Raw genomic sequence first — 19,527 nt, 5'->3', positions numbered from 1 at the left:
CACAATGCAAAATAAATCGTAAATAGTCATATTTTAACCAAAAACATTAATAAGTTTATGTTTCCGGAGGGGTAGACCAATCGATATCGGGGTAGCCAGAGGTATTGGTTGCTTCCAACTCATCAAGGTGATCTAACCACAAGTTATATTGTATCAGCTCATTATCTTTCAGACGTCCAATAGCTGCTTTACCTGGCCATTGTTTATTGTTTATATACTCGTTTGCCGTGATAATACGATGCTGTTTTTCCTCTTCGGCACGTGATAACAATTGCTCTTTCGTGAGAGAGGGGGTGGCTTGCCATACTGGTAAACCATCCTCACCGGCCGCGCGAATTTTACCTTCCGGTGGCGAACCTGAAAATTCACTAAAAATATCGAGAGGAACATCGACCACATCAGCAGGCCATGTTCCGGCGGTCTCATAATTTTCCTTACTCTCTTCAAGATAAAAAGCATTAGTCGTTTTGCTGTAATAGATCATTAAATTGCCCCCAATGCACACCAATAAAATGCGCTCTGGCTAACAGCCAAACCGCCTGAATCGTATCTATAAGCCCTTACTGCACACCCTGTATTAGTGCTCGTTGGATCATTTATAATTACAGACTGCATACCATTAGGAGCCTGATTTTGACGATAACCAAATAAAATTGAATACGGGGTTTGCACAAATGCTAAGGGGTACAAAATAGTTGCTGCTCCGCCCGAATCAGGTATTGCAGTTCCCCACTGAATAATTAAACCTCCTGGAAGCTTGATGTATCCATTTGTAGACCTACTTGATGTAAAACTGGACATGTCGGGAATTTGGTTGACACCATTACCAACATCTCGTTTAGCTGCGCCTTTTAAACCTAGATTTTGTAGAGCCACAGGAATATCAGGAATATCATTTAAATTATTACTACGTTGCATAAATAACGCTTGCAGCGATTGCAATACTTGATTTGTTTGGTTATCATTAATTTGGATATTTGCGGCTGTTAATATACTTTTTAATTCGGTTTGAACATTAATCACTGATGATTGTGTGTTATTCATAAATTCAGCGGTGACTATCGTTCCCTGAACGCCTGTTAATGGATTCCCATCGTGAAATTTACTGTCTGGGGTGTTAATAGGTGGCATAATATTGTTCATATGATACTCCTTGCTTAATTCGTAATAAATTCAACTCGTTTGCAGTATCTGGTTCCCCAGTCGAGAGTGGAGTGAGGTAATTGGAACTCATTCTCACCATCGTGTGGGTGTTCTTCTACGTCACCATTGGTGAAAATCAGCCGGATACCCTTGGCACCAACGGCCTGGATGAAAACATCAGCCTGTTCACGTGTTGCTGCTGATAAGCTCGTCAGGATAGGAGAGGTACATATATCCCCGGCCTCAATCTGAAAACCAGCCGCATCCACCGTTACTGTGCTTGCTATTCCACGAAGTCCTAACCAACAGAAGCGCTGTTGCCCTTCTGGTCGATCGCGCTTAATAATAAGCCGCTGTTGGGTGCTCGATATAGGGATGGGGGTGTAATCGGTTATGTCAGCATACATAACGATAGATTTATTTGTCTGTCCCGTGCTGACGAAAACTGAATATATTATTTTTCCACCACCAGATAAAAAATTAGTGCCACCAATTAACGAATATGAGGTCGTTAAGTTTGATGCAGTCGTAAAGTTATATGTCGCAGTAGGAATTCCTTCGATAGCCTTTCTTGATGAAGAAAAAGCCGAACCTGCACCGGAACTAGAACTTGGCGCTTTTTCCGGCGTGGCTGTTTTGGGAAAATAGTTTGTACTCTGAGCCTCCGGTTCATGCCTGCCAACTGCTACACCATTAATATATTCGACAGGATACTCATTGGGACCAACATAGTGAATTAGCCCATCAGCTCCCATACATGCATGTTCGCTGGCACATTGATAGCTGACCCGACGGTCTAATATTACTGTAGTTAAATCAATCGGAGATAAATCTGGTAATTTTGGATACGTAAAAATACACAGTGTTTCGGCTGGCTTTAAGTCATTAAAAACCGTTTCAATTTGCGAGTCACCAAACGCCAACAAGCGTTCTCCGGCACCTGATACTCCTGCTCTGAAGTAATAAAGCGGCGTTTGTGAATTAAACACATTTACTCGCCATACCCAGATAATATCTTCCGTATAAAGCGTGTCCCCACAACGGTTAACTCCAGCGATAAATGGCTGTAACTCATCAATCGTTATGGTGTAGCCCATTGAGGCTGCTAATTGAATGAAATAAGGAATGGATACGCCACCCGTCTCGGCCATCTTGGTTAAAACATTCGATAACCGTTCTTGATAGGTTGCTCCGGCACGAACGGGTACTGCGTAAACGCGTTCCCAGTCAGCTAACAGATTACCCGCAGAGAACGGCGTTACCGCATCAGCCACCTGTTGTGCTGAAAGTTCAACGGCATCCAATACGGTAGCCTGAACATCAATTTCAACCGATAGGCGCTCACCATTTGGTTCATAACTTACCGGTGGTAATAACGTTTTTAACAGATTACTGGTCTTCATCGCCTATTAACCTCACGATGATATTGCCAGCCTGTATCCATTCTAACGTCTCTGCATTCACGATAGCTTCAACGTTTCCGACAGGTTCGATAATATCCCGATCGGTAACACCAGCAACCAGTGATACCTGAGTTTCAACCTGTGACAAAATCAAGGGTTGCCCTGGTTCAATTCTGTCGGTGATATCTCGCACCGCCTGTATAACATACGGTGTAGCCTCTGCCAGTGTCAGTCCGTCCAGGCTAACTAACACAGTAAAATCGACTAGTTTAATGGAGGGGGCCAGTACCAGTGCATTTTTGGCCGTGACGTTGCGGACATCATCGATATGGGCTTGGGTGGTATTAATCAAGTCTTGTGATGGTAACGCGTTCGATGACGTAATGGCGATATCAACCGTTCCCAGTCCACGACGTAAGGGGTAAACATACGCAGCGGTAACGCCATCCACTTCCAACGCCCAGCGTTTATAATCGTATTTATTGCCACCGGCCGGTGGCCGTCTGAGTAATTCAAGATAACGTGATAACAGACTGGCATCGGTTTCGACATCTGTGCCACCGGCTAACGACTGCACATTAGCCGCAGAGTTAATGCCATAAGGTGGGCTCACTAATACGACACTACTGGGGGTTTCTACATTAAATGCGGCCCCGGCTGTTGCGGCCTGAACCTTAACGGTTGCCGTACCATCATCACCAATGATCGCATTTTCTGTCGTCGAACAGGCGATGGTTGCGCCGCGCATTTCTGCGCCAGCAGTCAAGGTACTACCCGGCGTACCCGTGATATCCGCTAATCCGGTTGCATATGTCGCGCTTTTACGCACAACGTTACGGGTTTTGGCGTGAAGTTCCAGGTTGTCAGAGTCGGCCGTATCCGGGAATATCTGACGGACAATATAGCTCTGATTCTGATACAGGCCATCGGCAACACCGGCAACGGATGCAGCACGAACGCCATAATCTGAATCTGTTCCGGTATCCGCATCAGGTAGCTGGTTTTTAATATCACGCAGTTGCGCATCGCGGATTTGTTCAAACGTAGGTACATTAAACGGCATCAGACGACCCTCACCGAATGTTTAAACGTCTGTTTTTTCCCCAAGCATCCACTACATCAATCAGCAATAACAGGAATCCGGAGCGGATGCGCTGGGCGGTCACTGTGATGGTTTTGGCTCGACCATCATTAAGTAAAGGTTGTAATGCCTGTTCGGCGTACTGACGCGCCAGCATGTAGACACGGTTCACGTCCTTTTCCTGCGCCAACTCATGTAATCTGGACCCTAAAAGCGGGTCGGCCCAGTAACTGCCGACAGGAGTTTTTAGTCGCAGATAAACCGGGTTCTCTAATGACTGGCTGCGGGTACCGGTGTAATCACCGGTTGATGCTGATATTAACTGGTCCATGATGCTCAGTGTGGCAGGATGTCAATATAAGGAGGGGATGACAGGGTTCAGCGACTACTTAATGGGTTCGCCGGTTGGGCTTCCACCTTCACCATTAGGGTGCTGATGGCTGACGACCGACACAGTACCGGCTTTCACATCGCCATCGGTCAGATAATCCCCGCCATTTTGCTGAACGGTGCCGGTGAAAGTGGCAGTTGGGCCGCTACCACCGCTGCCGCTGATGGCCATGCCGCCGTTACCCGTAATTTTAGCCTGTGCAGTTACTTCCTGACTGGCCGTCACCATCGGAGTATTAAAATCGGCATTGGTTTCGGCATTCACTTCAAATGACTTGCAATTGATTCGGTAAACATCACAATCGGTTTCGATAATGCGTCCACGTTTTAATACTATCCGGGTCTCTTCATCGGTGTAAATAGCCACTTCACCACTGACTAATGATTTTAATCGGTATGTGCCGTGCTCGGTGGCCACGATGATGGAGTGTGATGTTACACCACCCAACGGAATCGCAATACCCATTGTTCCACTTGGCGGGTTAGACGTAAAACCATAATGTTGAAACAACTCACAGCTTGGAACATCTTCACCGGAAAGCCCTTTAACCTGACTTGTCTGAACTTTTGCACTACTATTACTGGCCCCCAGTACGACTCGAAATGCCTGGCGAACGCCACTTAATGCCTGGTTAATTTTTTGGTTTACCTGATTCCACATTATTTTCTCTCCCAAACTGGAACAACAGCAATATCATCTTTACCTTTGCGACCGCCTTTGTGGCGGGTTTTCCGGCGTGGGTACGCATCCGGAAGCCAGATACCATCCTCTTTAAAGCGCAAAGAGGTCCGCTGGCCATCCTGGCGACTCAAGCTGAACGTCCGCCCCATCAAAAAGTAAATACCATCAATACCGTGTGGCTCGCTCTTTATTCTGACCCGCTGACCTGGAGCCCAAAGAACACCATCAGGTGTGCGATGGCCCTTAACCTCAGCAACCAAATCCAGCCCGGACAATCTGGCGTCAGCCATTGCTTTTTTAGCCCGGTAATTAAGCTGTTCTGATGAATCGGCATCGCCCACGACAATGATTTGTGGACGGTAATACGGTATCGTCGGGTCACCGGCCACTGATTTAAAATCGTTCTGCCCGGTTTTACCGGCGGACTCATCATCCCAGATATCCACTGACTCACCGGTCGTACTGGTGACAGTTCGGGCATGTCCTTGCGCTAAAATGGTTAACTCGGAATAACACCCCTGAATAGAGCTGCTTTCTTCCAGTGATAACAGGTTATTTCCTTCACCGTTCAGGTTCATCACTAATGTGGCCACCGGTGGCGCGTTATAATCTGGGCCACCTACAACCAGAGTGCCGTCCGGTTCAAACCACGGCCACAGGCCGCGACCGGCGGCGGCTTTCGCTAATGCATCCCAGGCACGCTCCCCAGGATTAATGGATGCCTTATCATTACGTGATGAACTTTCTGCCTGGATGCGAATTTTAGTGATACCCAGCGGTCGGACTATCCTGGCAATGACTTCCTCCAGTGCTAACTGTGCGGCTGAAAAAATAGGTGCGGCACAGTCAACCAGGATACCGGCATCATCACGGCCGTTCAGCGCCAACGAAAAGGCACCGCGAGATACCGTCCGGGTGACGGTATCGATACGGCCGGACAATACCGTATCATTAGCCACGCGGACAGAAACACGCGCACCACGGGCCACATTCTCAGGAAATACGCTATCCGGAAGCCCTAATGTCAGTTGCCAGGCATCCGCCGCTTTCAGAAAATCACTGTCGATACGGTAATTTGACCAGTCGCTGTGAGCCTTACCGCCAACCAGCAGGGTGATTTTATCGTCACTCACCGCCGCTTCATTGGCCTGGCTGTTCTGACTATTATCGGGTGTAGGCATTAATAACGTCTCCGGCATTCACCTTATTCGGGTTACGTAATTGGGGATTCAGACGCTGTAATTCGACGGCGCGGGAATGATCGCCATACCATTGATGCGCTAATAAACGCAAACAGCTATCGCTTATCACGGTTTTTTTAGTGAGTGGCGGACGTTTAGCAATAACCGTTAACCCTAAGTTTTGCAGGTCTAATGCCACATTTTTTAATTGAGCCACGACCGGCTGCCACAGCAGACCGATCGGCGTGGTGTCCGAGCTAATCGTTTCCTGCGCGGGTTCATATTGATGACGTATCCGGTCGATAGTGCCCTGCATACGCTCGCGAACACTGTCAACAATGGTTTCAATATCATCCGGAGATAACACCGCCGTCTGAATATCATCACTCAAAATGGCGGTTGCCGCGTTCGCCAGCTCGCCGACAGACTGAACGGCATAGAGTACGGTAACATCAATAACGTCCTCCGGAGCCGATTGGGCGGGTACCGGGATAGTTGCCGGAACATCACCATTAATCAGGTCCGCCGGTAACGTCACCACCGCATCCATACTTTCCAGGATACTGTTCCAGACAGGGATAACCGTGGTTGGTGTGGCGGTGATATCAGTAGGTGCAGCGGTATTCATGCCCGGACTAACTGGCCGTAAGGGTTGGTTTGCTATTGTAATTGACGTTGTGTTATTACGCAGAGCCGGAATACTACTGCCGGTTTTACTGGTGTCCATCTCCAGCAGGCGCTGGAACTCCCGGACAAACTGAGACGGATATTTAAGAAAACCCTCAAAATCATCAATACTCGTCAGGATGTCAGATTTAAAGATGAACAGCGTATTTAACAAGGTGTTAGCAATAGCTCGACCTCGTTTTAAAAGGCTTTTAACCTTATTAATCGGGGCCATTATGGCATCAAAAAAACTGGCCACCTGTTCGACTAATTCATCCAGGCGATCGAAGATAGCCGCACCCAGTTGTTCCGGAAGCTGCTGATTAAATAATGTTGTACCGGTACGGTCCTCCAGGAACGTCAGGTCCACAACACAACTATCAACATTATCCGCCTCATGCTTAATTTCATATTCAATTGCCAGTGCGTGAGGAATAGAGCCGTAAACCGGATGGACTAACTCACCCGGCCCAGGCTCATCTAATGCGGTAGTAAAACGTTGCAACCGGGCATCATAATCATCGCCCCAAAAAAAGGCGGTGAACTTATAACGGCGCGGTTTTCGGCCTAAATCTTTCAGGTCACCACCATCAACAAACGGATATTCATAGGTAGCATGAGCGCGGCCAATAGAATCGGTGACATCTAAAACCTCAAACCTTACCCCGCGAAATGAGGCTCGCTGTAAATTTTCTGACCAGGCCATTAGTAATTTGCTCCCCCGGTAGTACGTGTACCGTCCTGCACGTTGTACTGATTAACGAGTTCTGCAACCATTTGACCATCTATCATCAGTTGCGTGGTCAGGTTTAACGGTGCCGGTGGTGGTGCCTGGGTTGATGCAGCATTTGCCGATTTTTCGCCATTCAATGCGGCCACAATGGCATCTGATGAAACACTGGCGGCATTGGGAGAGAGTGGAGAATCGCTATCCTGAAGGTACTGTTGAATCCATTGCTCGTTTTCAGCCGCGTAGCCACTGCCGATTTGGTACCAGGGTTGATACTTCTCACGCGCCGCATCAATCGTATTTTGACCATATTTGGCGCGGAGTTCAGCCCATTTTGCCTCACCACTTTTTAACTCGTCTTCTTCTTCATCGGTATTAAAGGTTGCCATTGAGGTGACCGCCAATGCCAGACCACCCAGTTTCACCACACCACCTAAAACCGCGCCAGCTCCGGCCACATCAGACATATCACCCAGACTGTCTACAACGGATTCCGCACCAGCCCCCGCCGCCGCACCGGAAACGGCACCACCAAGGCCACCACCACCGGTTAAGAACTTCATTCCGGCAAAGGCGAGTGCAGCAGCCGTCATCGCCTGAATGGCCGTTGCCGCTCCGGCAGCGGCTGCGGCCAATTCAGGATATTCCACACCCAGTTCAGTCAGGCGACTGGAGGCATTACCGATAGCATCTGATAACGGCTTGATACTGTCCATCTGAGCAAAGTCAGCTACGTTCTTGGCTTGTTCGACTTTGAAATCTGGGGTTTCAGCTATCATCTGAAAGTCCAGATCACCGGCTCGCTCACCTTCTTTTAAACCCCGTTGAGCATTAATATCCGCCTTAAGACGGTTTTTGTATTCATCATCATAACGATATGCCACCAGGGCTTTAGTTGCCTGCTGGTCAGCTATCAATTGCCCTAATGCAGAACCTTCAACGATAGCACTCATAGATTCCAACGTTGCCGTCTTTTCTTCATCACTTTTAGCAGCGGCTAGTTTTTTCTGAAGTGCCTGGAAACGCTTATCCTGTTTGACAATATCATCAATCAAAAATGAGAATGCTTCTAAAGGGTTAATACCCCTCTCACGAGCGCCAACCAATGTCCCGACTAAATCAATACCTTTACCATTAACCTTTATTTTTTCAGCCGCCTTAATCGTGTCCGCGCTCGTTAACTTGGCTAACAGGTTAGCGACGTTATTACCTGCCTCATCATTGGAACCCGCTGTCATAGCAGCCATTTCGTTAGCCACCAGAATTTGACTAAAGTCATCAAGACCTTTCATCCCGGCCTTGCTGGCATTAGCCATTTGTTGCGCGAGCCACTTCGCCATATCCCGTAATTCAAAACTACCGCCTTTACCGGCTGAGAACGCCATATTAAAGACGGAGTCCATATCTTCATCTTTAACACCAAACGCTTGCTTAGCTTTAACAGCTATTCCAGCCAGTTCAGTGGATGATGCGCCACTTGCTGTTGCATACTTAGTAATTAATGGAAGCCATTTTTCTGCGGTATCAAACGTCACCGCACCCGAAGCCAGCATGGTATTTAATGCATCTGCTGCATCCTCTTTTGTCCCGCCGCCGGAAGTAACGGCATTACGGATAGAATTACCGATCCGTTGGCGTCCGGTGCGTCGCCCCGCAAGGTCTTCATCACCAAATGCGGTGTTTGCCATATAAGTAAGCGAGCGTTCATAGGTCATCTGATTTGAGATTGGTTTGGCAATGACCGCCGCACCGGCTGCTAAACCGCCCGCTAAACTCATCGCGTTTCCACCCCAACGTTTAAGGTTTCCCATCCGTTGAGCGGCACGGCCCACACCCTGCATTTCACTTTTTAACTCACGGACGCGCTGTTTCATGCTGCCGTACGCACGTTCCTGCTCGCGTGCAGACATCACGCCACTTTTAGCCAGGCGATTATAACTGGCAATAGTTTGGGCGATTTCGCGTTGAATGGTTTGTTCGGAGCGGATACCAAGATTTTCGCGCGCCTTGGCAGCACGGCGAAACTCTTCAGCAGCAGTACGGGTAGAACGGACAGATTGTTCAGCGGTTTTCTTCTGAACATTACCCGCTTTCGCGGCCGCTTTTTCAGCGTCAGTGACCGCTTTCGTGGTGCCCTTAATGGCCGTGCTCAGTTGTTTTGATGCCTGGTCATCGGCCGTTAGCGTCATGGAGGCTTTAAAATCACCGGACATCTATTTATTCCTCTTCTTTTTAGGCCGCTTCTGACGCATTGATTTCAGTTTACGGACAGCGGTTTTATCCGCCGGTGGTTTCTTCCCGTTTAGTACACCCAGCGCCGCGATAAAACCATCTAACTCAGTACGGGTCATATTCATGACCCGTTCCTCAGACAATCCGCAGCGACCTAATGCCAGAACCGCTATACGGAGTCCGGCGAGGCTGGATTCCCGCCGTTGCGCTTTACCTTAAGACGAGCAATCGCGGACTGAAACTCATCGTAATCGTCCTCCGTTAGCTCCTCCATGAACAATACCGGTGTGATATCGTCTTTCGGAATATCGCCCAGGCTAACGATGGCAGACGACAGAACCGCCTGACGGTAGAAGGTATTTGCTGTATAACCTTCAATCTGGCCATACGCCTCTTCAGTTTGTTCTAATGCACTACTGGTATCGCGCATCACCGGCAGACGGATTTCAAACTCATAATGAAGCGTATCATTATAAAGAATGTCGTTTTTCAGACGGCCACTTTCGGTTTTCTTGTTTTCGGTCATGACTCATACACCTTACGCATTGCCGACATTTTGATGTCGATCTTGGCTTCATTATCGACGGTATACTTACGCCCGACTTCAGACGTGAAACAGTCCAGATAAGAGTACCGTTGACCACCGCTACCACTGAGTGGGGTGATAGTAATTTTCACACCTTCCAGATTTTCCCAGTCAATGTCACCGTCCAGCGGTACCACGGCGGAAATATCCAGATCATACGTTGCAATACCCCGCGAAAATCCCTTTGCCACGCCTTTACTGTTCATGGTCTTAACGATTTTCTTACCGGTATTAATCTGTTCGCCCAGGTCAGTTATTTCAACCTCCCGGCTATCGACTTCCATCACAATGGAGCCGATATACTCTTCAATAGCCATTTTTTATCTCCCTGGGTTACAGGTATAAATCGATGCGGGACGCAATAACATGCAACCCGTTAACCACATCACTCGGAATAACGCAGTCGTAACGGCTGACATCCTGACCATTTTCCTGCACGATGAGGTAACCTTTATTGGCCTCCACATTTTCGATAATCTCTGCATCTTCTAACTTCAGCAGCACATCGTAGAGTTCAGACCAGACACGAGCACGCGTGCGGTTTGTCTTTTTGCTGTTCGGGAACCGTAATCCCAGACGGGTATTACAGGATGTACGAACATAATCCAGCGTCCTGATAGTGGTAATATCCAGTAACGCCGGGTCTGCTATACCCGCAGGGTTAACGGTATAGGTACTGATGGCGCGAACAATCTGCACCGCATTGCCCGGACCAACCTGAATGGGTGTCAGGCCGTTATACAGCACCATTTCTTGCTCGTTACGACTGATACGGTCTTCCAGCGCCACCACATCCATACCGACGATTTCAACGTTATCGAAGGGCTGGGCGGGGTCTTCTTCAGCGGCCAGAACGGCAGCGTAAGCCGATGCCAGGATGGCCGGTAGTTTTTCAGAGCCGCGATACCAGGGCATACTGATACGGCCATCATCGACCGAACTGGCAAGGGTAATACCGGTACCTGACGTACCTGTCCACCCGGCACAGCCGACTGCACCACGTTGTTCCATCGCACTACCGGTGGAAGTAAGATGATCACTAAGCGCGTTCAATGCGGTTTCGGTACTGAACGGACAGGCCAGAACGTGATGACCGGCAGCAAAAACGGCATCCAACGCCGGTTGAATATCCGGGTCCAGTTCGCCACCCGTCATTGCGGCCACTGTCAGCGTTAATCCGGTGGCGGTTGTGACGGCTCGCAGTTGAATATCATTACCCCATGCGCCTTTAGTTTTACACGTAAGAGTAATGGTATCGGTTGCCAGCGCGGCGGATACTAACAGGTCGGTCTTTTGCGTTAACGCAGTGACCAGGGCGCCGCTGACCGTTGCCGCCGTTGTTGCATTATCAATGCTGATATCCACGCGCTCACCGGATACCCACACGCTCAGAGTTCCGCTTTTCGTTGCCGTACCGGTGATTTTAAGGGTGCCGGTAGCGGCCTGGCCTGCGCCATCATTTGGCAAACCAATCACATCTAATTGCAGATAGGCGTTCGCCTTGATAGCCGCTCGCGTCATGATGTGCGCCAGAGAACCGGCACCGAAGTAGTTCTCTGCTTCAACGTCAGAGAATACCGGTACCGGTTTTAATGACGGAACACTACCGGAAACCAGCATGGGGGCGATAACTAACATACGCTGAGGATTACCGGGCAGTGTATTTACCGCCGTTCGGGTATTGAACTCAGTGTATACACCCGGTTTACGAATGCTGTTTTTAATGGTATCGAAATCAATCTGGGTCATTTTGCTTTTCCTCGGTTTACCGTAGGCGTTGATTCCTCGTGAGCGGGTTCACCGGGTGCGGGCTCGTTGACCGGCTTGGTAGACTCCGGCTGGCAGAGAACCAAATCACCATCTTTCAATGCCCGGCGGTAATACGCGGAGCTCTCCACGGGTACCGGCTCGGTGGTAATGTACTTTTTAGGATTATGCTCCAGCGGGATTTTTAACCCGGCGCGAGCCTTAACCAGTAGCGTTGTCATCCTGCTCTCCTAATTTGATATTGCCTAACACGTCAGCACTGGTGTCTGTTCCTGGCTGATGATAGCGAGTACCAATGCTCGTTAAATCCGGGTCAGGGTCAGATAGACGACCGTGATACGTATTAAATGGTGCATCCTGGTCGTTGGGGTCATCAGTACGTAACGGCCATTTACCATTTTCCAGTGCGCTCTCCATCCAGTAGGTGTCAAACTCACACGCATAAACGGAATACCCCCGGTCACGGGTTGCGGTGTTAAACAAGGTTTTCACCCGACCAGGCATAAACTCCTTAACCGCAAGTCCTAAGTCCTGACCGATAAGGAGTCGGCGAACAGACTGCACCAGAAGGTTGCTGCCAACTTCGTTTTTATTGACTCCACCCTGGCGGGTAGAGGCTTCGCTGCGGGGGTTATAATCACCCACCACGACAACAAACCGGCCATGTGTTTTATACTTCTGGTGCGATGTTCCCGACGGTTCAGTTTTTGTAATACCGCCAAACGTCACCCAGACAGCCGGGAAGACGCTGACGATACGGCCAACATCATCGTCCAGCTCACCGGCATAGCTGGCGACTTCCCGGACCATCTTACCCAGACCCGCCTGTAGTCGGGCAACCAACGCTGTTTCAATATCCGTAATCAAAATGCGCCGCCTCCCGTCGAGTCACGCCCAAACTGGCGAGAGCCAGAGTAGATTTTCACCTGAGACGAACCCTGAATAACTGAACCCGTATCAGTACGTCCCAGGCTAATCTTGCCGCTGGCGACCTGAACAAGGAAACGGATGGCATCGTCGTAGCGCAACTTAATCTCATCCGATAAAGTCCGTTCCGCACTGGCGAGTTGATAGCGGGCGATATCACAGCATCGCCCGACTAAAATACGCGGTGCATCCGGCCAGGGAGTGGCGTAACGACCAACAAGATAACCATCAATTTCTGCACTGGCACGCGATAGCGCGTTATCCATGACGATCTGGTCAATCTCGCCGGTGTGATTGTGGTCGGTGAGCGAAATACATTCGCGCTCACCGAACGTTGTCACCATGTCATCTCCGGTTGCGTAGCTCATTACTTCGCCTTAGTGCCCGGCTTGTCGGACTCGGGTGTTTTTAATGCTGTCAGTTCAGCATGAAGCCGCGCTATCTCAGCTTCAGCATCGGTGAGAGTCTTAGTACCGGCCGCCAACTGTGCTTGCAGGTCGTTGTTTTCACGCAACGCATCAGCCAGTTTTTGCGTCAGCTCATCGTTCTTAGACTGACCATCCAGAACGTCTTGATAAAGCGCCTGTACATTGGCATTCAGTTCAGCTAACTCATCGTTTTTGGCGTTGTTGGTTGGCTCGGTAATATGCACAATCAACATCGGCTCATTCTGAAGTCGTTCAAGTTCATCTTTGGTGAACCGGTCTAACGGGTAGGAGGTTGTCGCCTCGCTGTGAGCAATACCACAGCGGCGGAATCCGTCACGTTTACTGGTAATTTGAATAACTTTTTCCATGACTGATTACGCCTCTGTTCCGGTTGAACCATACGCGAGCTGCCATAAGCCGTAACCACCTGCCGCACGCGCTTCGACGCCGAATTTTAATAACCGGCGATTAAACTCGTCGTCAGTCATTCCGTCTGCTGTGTCGACCGGCTGTGGCGCTTTACGCTCCTGGTAGATAAACGGCATCAGCGGTTTACTGGTATCCAGCAGGTACCAGGCGGTGTCTGACGTTAATCGTGGTTCGACAACTACTTCACAGGCACCTTTATAGATATTGGCTTTACCATCTTCTAAACGTTCAACCGTCATCAATGCACGCGCCGTATCTTCAAGGGCCACGGGGACTAACAAAATATTAGGGCGAACGTTCAGCGCACGGCCATCGTCATCCTTTACTTTTTGCATTTGGGTGCGAGCTGCACCAAATGATGCTTTTGCTGCGGCCAGGCTATCAGTGGACAGCGCTTTCGTGCTGCGGTTGGAGAAGGTGCCACTACCCATAGGGTGATCAGTATCAAAGAAGTACTGACCGTCGTAACACACACTGTTAAATGCGGTATTCACCAAATCGAAAACGATATCATCAGGTAATTGAGCCCCTGATTCTCCGGCCGATTTAGCTTGTAGCGCATATTGGCCCGTCTGGTCGTCTTCGAGATCGTTGCGGTCAACCCAGATAGTTGCCTCCCAATCGTCGTTAACGACCGTGTATTTAAACGCGGACAACGCCTTGAGCACTTTATCACCGACCCATTTACGCATAGCCGGGAAATTCGACAGCCAACTGTAATCATTCACCTTGCCGCTGGATGGGACTTTCATGGCAATTTTTTGCCACTGGCTTGGTGCGCTCTTTAGCGCATTTTGAAACGTCGTTTTCAGATTCAAAAAGAAAACGGCGATATTTTTCTTGTTCACGATCATTTGATTGTTCCTTAAAAATTGAGCGGTTGACGCGAAGGTTTACGCAATCAGCACCCACACCCCATCGGGATTCACTTCAAAAACTTTACCGGCAACCGGGTGCCCGGTTGCGGTCGCCGTGGCGGTGACACTATTGAGCAGATAACAGGACTTGCCGATTAATGCCCCGGTGACGGGTGCAGCACTGTCATTCGCCAGGAAAAACAATTTGCCACGCATGACCACTACAGCCCGCTCACCGGCCGTACCGGTACTGTTATCAACGGTTTCGTGTGCCATACCAATAGCGGTGGTATTAGCGTCGCCACCTTCGGTAGCAAATCCGGTGGACTTAACACACACGATATTACCGGCGTGAATGAGTGCTCCGGCATCAACAGGAACGGCGATAAGAACGCCATCTTTAATCCAGGTATTTCTGTCGCCCATGGGTTATTCCTCCTGTAGCAACTTGGCGATTTCGGCCGGGTCATTACCGAACTGATTACAGATAGCCAGTTGCGCTGCATCCAGTTCGGTCATAATCAGGTTCTTTTTATCCACGTCCGGTTTAGTCTGGGTATCAGACTGTTGTCCGGTTAGTGCGGCAATCTTGGGCGCTTTAGCTAAAAAGCTTTTCAGACTGTCGACGCTTTTGTTACCCAGGTCTTTTGCCCAGGCTTCCTGAACCGGCAGGAGACGGCCGTCAGACAATGCGGCGGTTACCAGACCATCAACGATGCTATCGGTGGAAGTGATTGATACCGCCGCCAGTTTGGCTTGCAAGTCGTTAACGACTTCAATTGGCGCGTGCTTCTCCGGGTCGTAAGCCGATGCGGTCAGCGCGGCAATCTGCTCGTCTTTTTGCGTCAGCAGAGCTAGCAGACCAACACTGGTCGCTGCCATACCCTGACCCGCAGAGACGGCATCGATGATTTTTTGCAGTTCCGCCACAATATCTTCGGCGGTCGCGGTTGCTGGTAGATTTAGCGTCCAGCGCAATGATTGCAGCAGGTTCGCCAGTAGTTCTTCATCCACGGTGAGGTTCTCCGGTGAAGTTGATAGGGATGCCAGACGACTGGCTGCGGCTAACATCACCTCATCCATTCCATCCAGCGCGGGGGTGTTAGTTAAAGCCGCGTGCAACAGGCGCACGACTTCGCCTTTTTTGTTGTATAAAAAAGTGGGGGAGATAAAACGGTATTCACCGTTATCAATCATGGTAGCGGCTGTTTTTGTCCAGGTGACGTTGATGGCATACAAACCATCGTCGCGCCATTCCAGCGCGTTATACCAACCGGCGGCCGGTGCAGGTTGTCCGTTAGTGACGGCACGTAATGTTTGATGTTCATAATCAATCACGAACGGGTTTGTTGATGCGGCCACCTGTTCAATCAGTACGGATGCCAGCTCAGCCGTTAATGTCCATTGACCACCTTCAACATCGTGGGGACGGCCGTCTACCGCTGCAAATTCACCCGCCGGAAAAAGCTGGATCTCATTCGCAGTAGCCTGATTAATTTTAAGGGTGAGTGCTGCAATACGTGTTTTCATACCGCAAAAATAGCGATATTACACAGCAACGAGCGGGTGACAGGGTTCAGCGATAAGTGGAATATCAGGAGAAAATAAACAATGAATATGGGGTAATGATACAACCGCTGTTAAACCCCTTTTAAAAACGTTTAAAAGCGATTTAAACAAACACAGTGCAACCATGATACAGAAAAAACGAAGAAACGCACCAGAGAGATTACAGCGCATTTTCACCTACTCAGTCAACCAGCCCTCTAAAGTACCGCTGTGCCGTTTCTTTCATTCTATCTATATCACTATCAATCAACTGTAAAAATGGTCGTGCTGGCATACTGACCGTATACGCACCAACATGGGCGTTCTGCACAAAGTTAGACTGGCGTTTCGGGACAAACCGATTTCCAACCTCACCCGATTTAGACTGCTTAAAATACAGTGACGTGGTTCGGGCTTTCTGCCTAATATCGCCGCCCTGATTGTGAATCCTGGCGTACTTAACATTGGTACCCACAACTGAGCGGTCATTATCATGGATACCGCGAATACTGGCAGCCAGTCGTCCTGACTTTTGCAGTATCATTCCGCCTTCACGCTTTTTAGCATAAGCGGGAGACCATCCCAGCCAGGCCGGACGACCCTGTTGTTTAAAGTTTTCCTCTACCGCATCCAACATATCACCGGTTAACTGACCCATCAGCTCACGGCGGTTACGGGTACCTTCCAGTAATTTAGCCAGGGATTTTTCGTACAGGGAAACATCGATTTTTAAATGAAACATCGGGTTATTTCCCCGGCTCCGGACTGTTAACGCGGGTGAAATCCATCAGAAGATTATTGATGACGGTTGCAACATCCCACTGGTTTCCATTTTTCCGGTAAAACTTAACGCCGGTACCGGTGCTTATCACCTGGTCTGGTTCATCAATAACAGACTGAACCCAAATGTAATCGGCCCGTGTCATGTCCTGTTCAGCAAACTGCTGCATCTGTGGCGCTGCTACCGTAACAGTTTGCTGCTGCATACCGGTGGCTTTCATTTGTTCCGGAGAGAGTACGCCGACGGGGTACTGCTGTTGCGGAGCCAGTGATGAAACGTTATTGAGTCCTCTGGCAAAATCCGGACCGGCTAACGAACGGGAAACATACTGGCGAGTGGGTTGGTAATCATACTTTTCTAAATTAGGTTGCCAGGCCACCTTACCAGGATTAAACCCAAAACCCGGATCGGGAACATACACCTTGTTACTGGTCAGTCGTAGCCCGGTTGACTGGATAGTGGTATTACCATAGGGTTGCTCGACCTCAACCAGGCGGTTATCACTGGACTGAACCGTTAGATTATACTGCGTTACATCTGACTCTGAACGCGCTCTGACTCGTCCACGACAACCGAAACCGCCGGGTGGGTATAGGAAGTTCCAGACAGGATCATCATAACGCGCAGTAAATCCATGAACAGCTGCACACGAGGCGCGGGTACGATTATCCATGACCTCTACGCGTTCCCAGTATGGACGGTTAGCCACATCCCCCATCTGCTGAACATAGCGACCCGCGTTATAGTTAGTGGCATTGTTGGTATCAAAAATGGTTTTCAAACGCCGAGGGGTAAGCTGCTTACCTTGCAGTTCTCCCGTCTCCGGGTCGGAGACCAGTCCTTTACCTATCCAGCCTTTTTGTTCCAGGGTAGGTAACAGGTTCTTTTTAAACTCTTCGTAGGTTTCACCGTTTTTTAACGACTCATTTAATGCTGTTTTAATATCCTCTAAAACATCCAGCTTCATGACACCAGCAACGGTGAACGCACGGGCATGTGCATCAGCTTCAACATCATGCCAGTTAAAACCAATGACATACCCCTTACTTTCAAAATACTGGATAGCCTCTTCGGGTTTTAACGTAAATGCATATCCCAGTTCAGCCGCATTAAGTGTTGGCATTGAGCCGCCCCCAGATATCAACAACAAAAAATGCCTGGCTGAGAACCTGACGTAATGTTGAATCATCCAGCGCCGGGTAGCTGGCCGCAATAATATTCATGGCTTCGTCAGCGCTTTTACCTGCACTTAACGCCTCAATCATAGGGGTGAGTAATTCGCTCATCGCCTGGTTAATCTGTTCAGCCGGTAATGGGGCGTTCTCCATCGTTATCATGGCGGGGTCGTCATTCTCTGATACCGGAGAGTTCAGCGCGGCCAGTTTTAAAATGGACTGATTCAGTGCGGCCGGGATAGGTGTCATGGTCACCCGTGGCTTTAATACCGGTTCGCCGTTTTTCGCCGCCGGGATACCGGTTTTTTTCCTCACCCATGAAACCGGAATATCGTCCATGCCAACATCATTAACCAATGTCGCCACGCTATCCGCAAAATCAGACAGGTCAATTTCTTCATGCGTATCAAATACCAGTCGAGGTAAACGGCGGTAACTGATATCACCATAACCATTTAATGCCGCCAGCATAGATATCAGGCTCTTAAACATGCCTTCTAACTGGCGAGCATCCGATGTCATCAGGTCATGGCGCACTTCGTTATGAACATTTCCTAATGCATTGGTGGAGCTTTTACCATCGGCCTGAGTCGTGAGTGTGCTACCCAATACCACTTTAGAAACCGTGCGTTCAGCCCAGTCAATCATCGCCTGGAATGGCTCACTCCCTCCGGAGGCCGCGCTTTCAAACTTGATTTCATTTCCCTGCGGGAGTGCGGCTACCGCGTCATGGCCTAAACGAACCAGGGCATTTAATATCTTATCCCGGTCTTCATCACTGGTACCCTGAGCATAATACGCGATGCGAGCCGGTAGACCATAAATCTCCAGGAATTCAGCCAGGTCACGTAACGCAAAGTTTTTAAACAGGTATGGCCAGACTAATACCCGGAATAATCCGGAAGAGCCAATAAACCCGGAGCGAGCGTTATGACGATGAACCAGCCAGCCAAACGGCCATAACTCGCTACCACTCTGGCCGTTCTGGTAGGTACCATCATCCAGTACGATTTTATCCCCGTCCTCTGGTCGAGTATTGAACCAGTAATGAGGACGTAGCATGAGCGACTCAGGCACCCAGATTTTTTCCTGCATTTCCCAGGCGATTTCCTGACACGAGAATCCATAACCAATCGCGGTCATACCATTTAAAATAACGTCTTCCAGATTGGGAATGCCTTTAATCCATTCGCTGACGGCGGCCGCCAGATTCTTTTCTTCCGCTGTGGCGTTCTCCGGAGGCTCAATGGAATAATCTAATGTCAGCAGGACGTTTTTACGCTTCTCCATTTCCGCAAACAAATGGCCGTCACGCTCTTCCATATCGCCGAATAGACAGGCTTGCGCCGTTAAATTGCCTTGTTCCGCCTGTTGTAAAATACGCGGCAGCTTGCGGATATTTAATCCACGGGACGGATGATCGGGATAGACTCGCGAAATATCGGCGGTCTTCACCGTTTGTTGGGTTTTCAGCGTCTCTGATTTTAACGGACGCCCATACTGATCTACGATTTGTGGCAT

General features: G+C 49.3%; 22 protein-coding genes and 1 pseudogene. All 23 read right to left on the bottom strand.

The annotated features are described in order from the left end of the window. Window positions 1-55 precede the first annotated feature (55 nt). Window positions 56-484 (bottom strand): tail fiber assembly protein, encoded by a 429-nt coding sequence (locus tag GOL65_RS17635; RefSeq protein WP_140918171.1) that lies wholly within the window; start codon window positions 482-484, stop codon window positions 56-58. Next, a complete protein-coding gene (locus GOL65_RS17630; RefSeq protein ID WP_140918172.1) occupies window positions 484-1,143 on the bottom strand; it encodes a gp53-like domain-containing protein in 660 nt (219 codons plus the stop codon). The genes GOL65_RS17635 and GOL65_RS17630 overlap by 1 nt, the downstream gene beginning before the upstream one ends. 14 nt (window positions 1,144-1,157) lie before the next feature. Beyond that, window positions 1,158-2,546, bottom strand: a complete 1,389-nt coding sequence (locus GOL65_RS22495; protein ID WP_218652054.1) for a YmfQ family protein — start codon at window positions 2,544-2,546, stop codon at window positions 1,158-1,160. Continuing rightward, window positions 2,533-3,609, bottom strand: a complete 1,077-nt coding sequence (locus GOL65_RS17620; RefSeq protein ID WP_140918173.1) for a baseplate J/gp47 family protein — start codon at window positions 3,607-3,609, stop codon at window positions 2,533-2,535. The genes GOL65_RS22495 and GOL65_RS17620 overlap by 14 nt, the downstream gene beginning before the upstream one ends. Further along, a pseudogene (locus GOL65_RS17615) lies at window positions 3,609-3,958 on the bottom strand (phage GP46 family protein). The gene GOL65_RS17620 and the pseudogene GOL65_RS17615 overlap by 1 nt, the downstream one beginning before the upstream one ends. A 54-nt stretch (window positions 3,959-4,012) precedes the next feature. Further along, the gene (locus GOL65_RS17610; RefSeq protein WP_130590978.1) at window positions 4,013-4,678 is read right to left on the bottom strand and encodes a phage baseplate assembly protein V; all 666 of its coding nucleotides are present in this window, start codon (window positions 4,676-4,678) and stop codon (window positions 4,013-4,015) included. After that, window positions 4,678-5,880, bottom strand: coding sequence for a phage baseplate assembly protein (locus GOL65_RS17605; RefSeq protein ID WP_140918174.1), 1,203 nt, complete (start codon window positions 5,878-5,880; stop codon window positions 4,678-4,680). The genes GOL65_RS17610 and GOL65_RS17605 overlap by 1 nt, the downstream gene beginning before the upstream one ends. Then, the gene (locus GOL65_RS17600; protein ID WP_140918175.1) at window positions 5,864-7,252 is read right to left on the bottom strand and encodes a DNA circularization protein; all 1,389 of its coding nucleotides are present in this window, start codon (window positions 7,250-7,252) and stop codon (window positions 5,864-5,866) included. The genes GOL65_RS17605 and GOL65_RS17600 overlap by 17 nt, the downstream gene beginning before the upstream one ends. Next, window positions 7,252-9,489 carry a phage tail tape measure protein gene (locus GOL65_RS17595; protein ID WP_140918176.1) on the bottom strand — a complete coding sequence of 746 codons (2,238 nt, stop codon included), beginning with the start codon at window positions 9,487-9,489 and terminating at the stop codon, window positions 7,252-7,254. The genes GOL65_RS17600 and GOL65_RS17595 overlap by 1 nt, the downstream gene beginning before the upstream one ends. After that, window positions 9,490-9,633, bottom strand: coding sequence for a hypothetical protein (locus tag GOL65_RS17590; RefSeq protein ID WP_179038476.1), 144 nt, complete (start codon window positions 9,631-9,633; stop codon window positions 9,490-9,492). It lies immediately after the preceding gene. 44 nt (window positions 9,634-9,677) lie between these two features. After that, a complete protein-coding gene (locus GOL65_RS17585; RefSeq protein WP_140918177.1) occupies window positions 9,678-10,034 on the bottom strand; it encodes a hypothetical protein in 357 nt (118 codons plus the stop codon). After that, entirely contained in the window at window positions 10,031-10,411 is a 381-nt protein-coding gene (locus GOL65_RS17580; RefSeq protein WP_140918178.1) for a phage tail protein, read from the bottom strand. Before GOL65_RS17580 ends, GOL65_RS17585 begins: the two co-directional genes overlap by 4 nt. 16 nt (window positions 10,412-10,427) lie before the next feature. Then, window positions 10,428-11,843, bottom strand: coding sequence for a phage tail sheath C-terminal domain-containing protein (locus tag GOL65_RS17575; RefSeq protein ID WP_140918179.1), 1,416 nt, complete (start codon window positions 11,841-11,843; stop codon window positions 10,428-10,430). Then, window positions 11,840-12,082 (bottom strand): DUF2635 domain-containing protein, encoded by a 243-nt coding sequence (locus tag GOL65_RS17570; RefSeq protein WP_140918180.1) that lies wholly within the window; start codon window positions 12,080-12,082, stop codon window positions 11,840-11,842. Before GOL65_RS17570 ends, GOL65_RS17575 begins: the two co-directional genes overlap by 4 nt. After that, window positions 12,063-12,728 (bottom strand): DUF1834 family protein, encoded by a 666-nt coding sequence (locus tag GOL65_RS17565; RefSeq protein WP_140918181.1) that lies wholly within the window; start codon window positions 12,726-12,728, stop codon window positions 12,063-12,065. The genes GOL65_RS17570 and GOL65_RS17565 overlap by 20 nt, the downstream gene beginning before the upstream one ends. Next, window positions 12,725-13,156 carry a gp436 family protein gene (locus GOL65_RS17560; RefSeq protein ID WP_140918182.1) on the bottom strand — a complete coding sequence of 144 codons (432 nt, stop codon included), beginning with the start codon at window positions 13,154-13,156 and terminating at the stop codon, window positions 12,725-12,727. The genes GOL65_RS17565 and GOL65_RS17560 overlap by 4 nt, the downstream gene beginning before the upstream one ends. Further along, window positions 13,156-13,584: an HI1506-related protein gene (locus GOL65_RS17555; RefSeq protein WP_140918183.1), complete on the bottom strand. Its 429-nt coding sequence runs from the start codon at window positions 13,582-13,584 to the stop codon at window positions 13,156-13,158. The genes GOL65_RS17560 and GOL65_RS17555 overlap by 1 nt, the downstream gene beginning before the upstream one ends. Window positions 13,585-13,590: 6 nt before the next feature. Further along, window positions 13,591-14,499: a Mu-like prophage major head subunit gpT family protein gene (locus tag GOL65_RS17550; protein ID WP_140918184.1), complete on the bottom strand. Its 909-nt coding sequence runs from the start codon at window positions 14,497-14,499 to the stop codon at window positions 13,591-13,593. 39 nt (window positions 14,500-14,538) lie between these two features. Continuing rightward, a complete protein-coding gene (locus GOL65_RS17545) occupies window positions 14,539-14,928 on the bottom strand; it encodes a hypothetical protein (protein WP_140918185.1) in 390 nt (129 codons plus the stop codon). 3 nt (window positions 14,929-14,931) lie between these two features. Then, window positions 14,932-16,032 carry a phage protease gene (locus GOL65_RS17540; protein ID WP_179038475.1) on the bottom strand — a complete coding sequence of 367 codons (1,101 nt, stop codon included), beginning with the start codon at window positions 16,030-16,032 and terminating at the stop codon, window positions 14,932-14,934. 220 nt (window positions 16,033-16,252) lie between these two features. Then, window positions 16,253-16,792, bottom strand: coding sequence for a phage virion morphogenesis protein (locus GOL65_RS17535; protein WP_140918187.1), 540 nt, complete (start codon window positions 16,790-16,792; stop codon window positions 16,253-16,255). A 4-nt stretch (window positions 16,793-16,796) separates the two neighbouring features. Further along, window positions 16,797-17,954: a phage head morphogenesis protein gene (locus GOL65_RS17530; RefSeq protein WP_140918188.1), complete on the bottom strand. Its 1,158-nt coding sequence runs from the start codon at window positions 17,952-17,954 to the stop codon at window positions 16,797-16,799. Next, window positions 17,941-19,527 carry a DUF935 domain-containing protein gene (locus GOL65_RS17525; protein WP_140918189.1) on the bottom strand — a complete coding sequence of 529 codons (1,587 nt, stop codon included), beginning with the start codon at window positions 19,525-19,527 and terminating at the stop codon, window positions 17,941-17,943. The genes GOL65_RS17530 and GOL65_RS17525 overlap by 14 nt, the downstream gene beginning before the upstream one ends.

The sequence above is a fragment of the Limnobaculum xujianqingii genome (genome assembly GCF_013394855.1).
Taxonomy (GTDB): Bacteria; Pseudomonadota; Gammaproteobacteria; order Enterobacterales; family Enterobacteriaceae; genus Limnobaculum; species Limnobaculum xujianqingii.
The sequence above is the reverse complement of the archived record's forward strand: the minus strand, read 5'-3'. Positions and strand labels throughout refer to the sequence as shown.

Excerpts from the sequence above, each read along its gene's own strand:
- GOL65_RS17635 (WP_140918171.1), bottom strand. The coding sequence starts at position 484 with ATGATCTATTACAGCAAAACGACTAATGCTTTTTATCTTGAAGAGAGT.
- GOL65_RS17630 (WP_140918172.1), bottom strand. The coding sequence starts at position 1,143 with ATGAACAATATTATGCCACCTATTAACACCCCAGACAGTAAATTTCAC.
- GOL65_RS22495 (WP_218652054.1), bottom strand. The coding sequence starts at position 2,546 with ATGAAGACCAGTAATCTGTTAAAAACGTTATTACCACCGGTAAGTTAT.
- GOL65_RS17620 (WP_140918173.1), bottom strand. The coding sequence starts at position 3,609 with ATGCCGTTTAATGTACCTACGTTTGAACAAATCCGCGATGCGCAACTG.
- GOL65_RS17610 (WP_130590978.1), bottom strand. The coding sequence starts at position 4,678 with ATGTGGAATCAGGTAAACCAAAAAATTAACCAGGCATTAAGTGGCGTT.
- GOL65_RS17605 (WP_140918174.1), bottom strand. The coding sequence starts at position 5,880 with ATGCCTACACCCGATAATAGTCAGAACAGCCAGGCCAATGAAGCGGCG.
- GOL65_RS17600 (WP_140918175.1), bottom strand. The coding sequence starts at position 7,252 with ATGGCCTGGTCAGAAAATTTACAGCGAGCCTCATTTCGCGGGGTAAGG.
- GOL65_RS17595 (WP_140918176.1), bottom strand. The coding sequence starts at position 9,489 with ATGTCCGGTGATTTTAAAGCCTCCATGACGCTAACGGCCGATGACCAG.
- GOL65_RS17590 (WP_179038476.1), bottom strand. The coding sequence starts at position 9,633 with ATGAATATGACCCGTACTGAGTTAGATGGTTTTATCGCGGCGCTGGGT.
- GOL65_RS17585 (WP_140918177.1), bottom strand. The coding sequence starts at position 10,034 with ATGACCGAAAACAAGAAAACCGAAAGTGGCCGTCTGAAAAACGACATT.
- GOL65_RS17580 (WP_140918178.1), bottom strand. The coding sequence starts at position 10,411 with ATGGCTATTGAAGAGTATATCGGCTCCATTGTGATGGAAGTCGATAGC.
- GOL65_RS17575 (WP_140918179.1), bottom strand. The coding sequence starts at position 11,843 with ATGACCCAGATTGATTTCGATACCATTAAAAACAGCATTCGTAAACCG.
- GOL65_RS17570 (WP_140918180.1), bottom strand. The coding sequence starts at position 12,082 with ATGACAACGCTACTGGTTAAGGCTCGCGCCGGGTTAAAAATCCCGCTG.
- GOL65_RS17560 (WP_140918182.1), bottom strand. The coding sequence starts at position 13,156 with ATGAGCTACGCAACCGGAGATGACATGGTGACAACGTTCGGTGAGCGC.
- GOL65_RS17555 (WP_140918183.1), bottom strand. The coding sequence starts at position 13,584 with ATGGAAAAAGTTATTCAAATTACCAGTAAACGTGACGGATTCCGCCGC.
- GOL65_RS17550 (WP_140918184.1), bottom strand. The coding sequence starts at position 14,499 with ATGATCGTGAACAAGAAAAATATCGCCGTTTTCTTTTTGAATCTGAAA.
- GOL65_RS17545 (WP_140918185.1), bottom strand. The coding sequence starts at position 14,928 with ATGGGCGACAGAAATACCTGGATTAAAGATGGCGTTCTTATCGCCGTT.
- GOL65_RS17540 (WP_179038475.1), bottom strand. The coding sequence starts at position 16,032 with ATGAAAACACGTATTGCAGCACTCACCCTTAAAATTAATCAGGCTACT.
- GOL65_RS17535 (WP_140918187.1), bottom strand. The coding sequence starts at position 16,792 with ATGTTTCATTTAAAAATCGATGTTTCCCTGTACGAAAAATCCCTGGCT.
- GOL65_RS17530 (WP_140918188.1), bottom strand. The coding sequence starts at position 17,954 with ATGCCAACACTTAATGCGGCTGAACTGGGATATGCATTTACGTTAAAA.
- GOL65_RS17525 (WP_140918189.1), bottom strand. The coding sequence starts at position 19,527 with ATGCCACAAATCGTAGATCAGTATGGGCGTCCGTTAAAATCAGAGACG.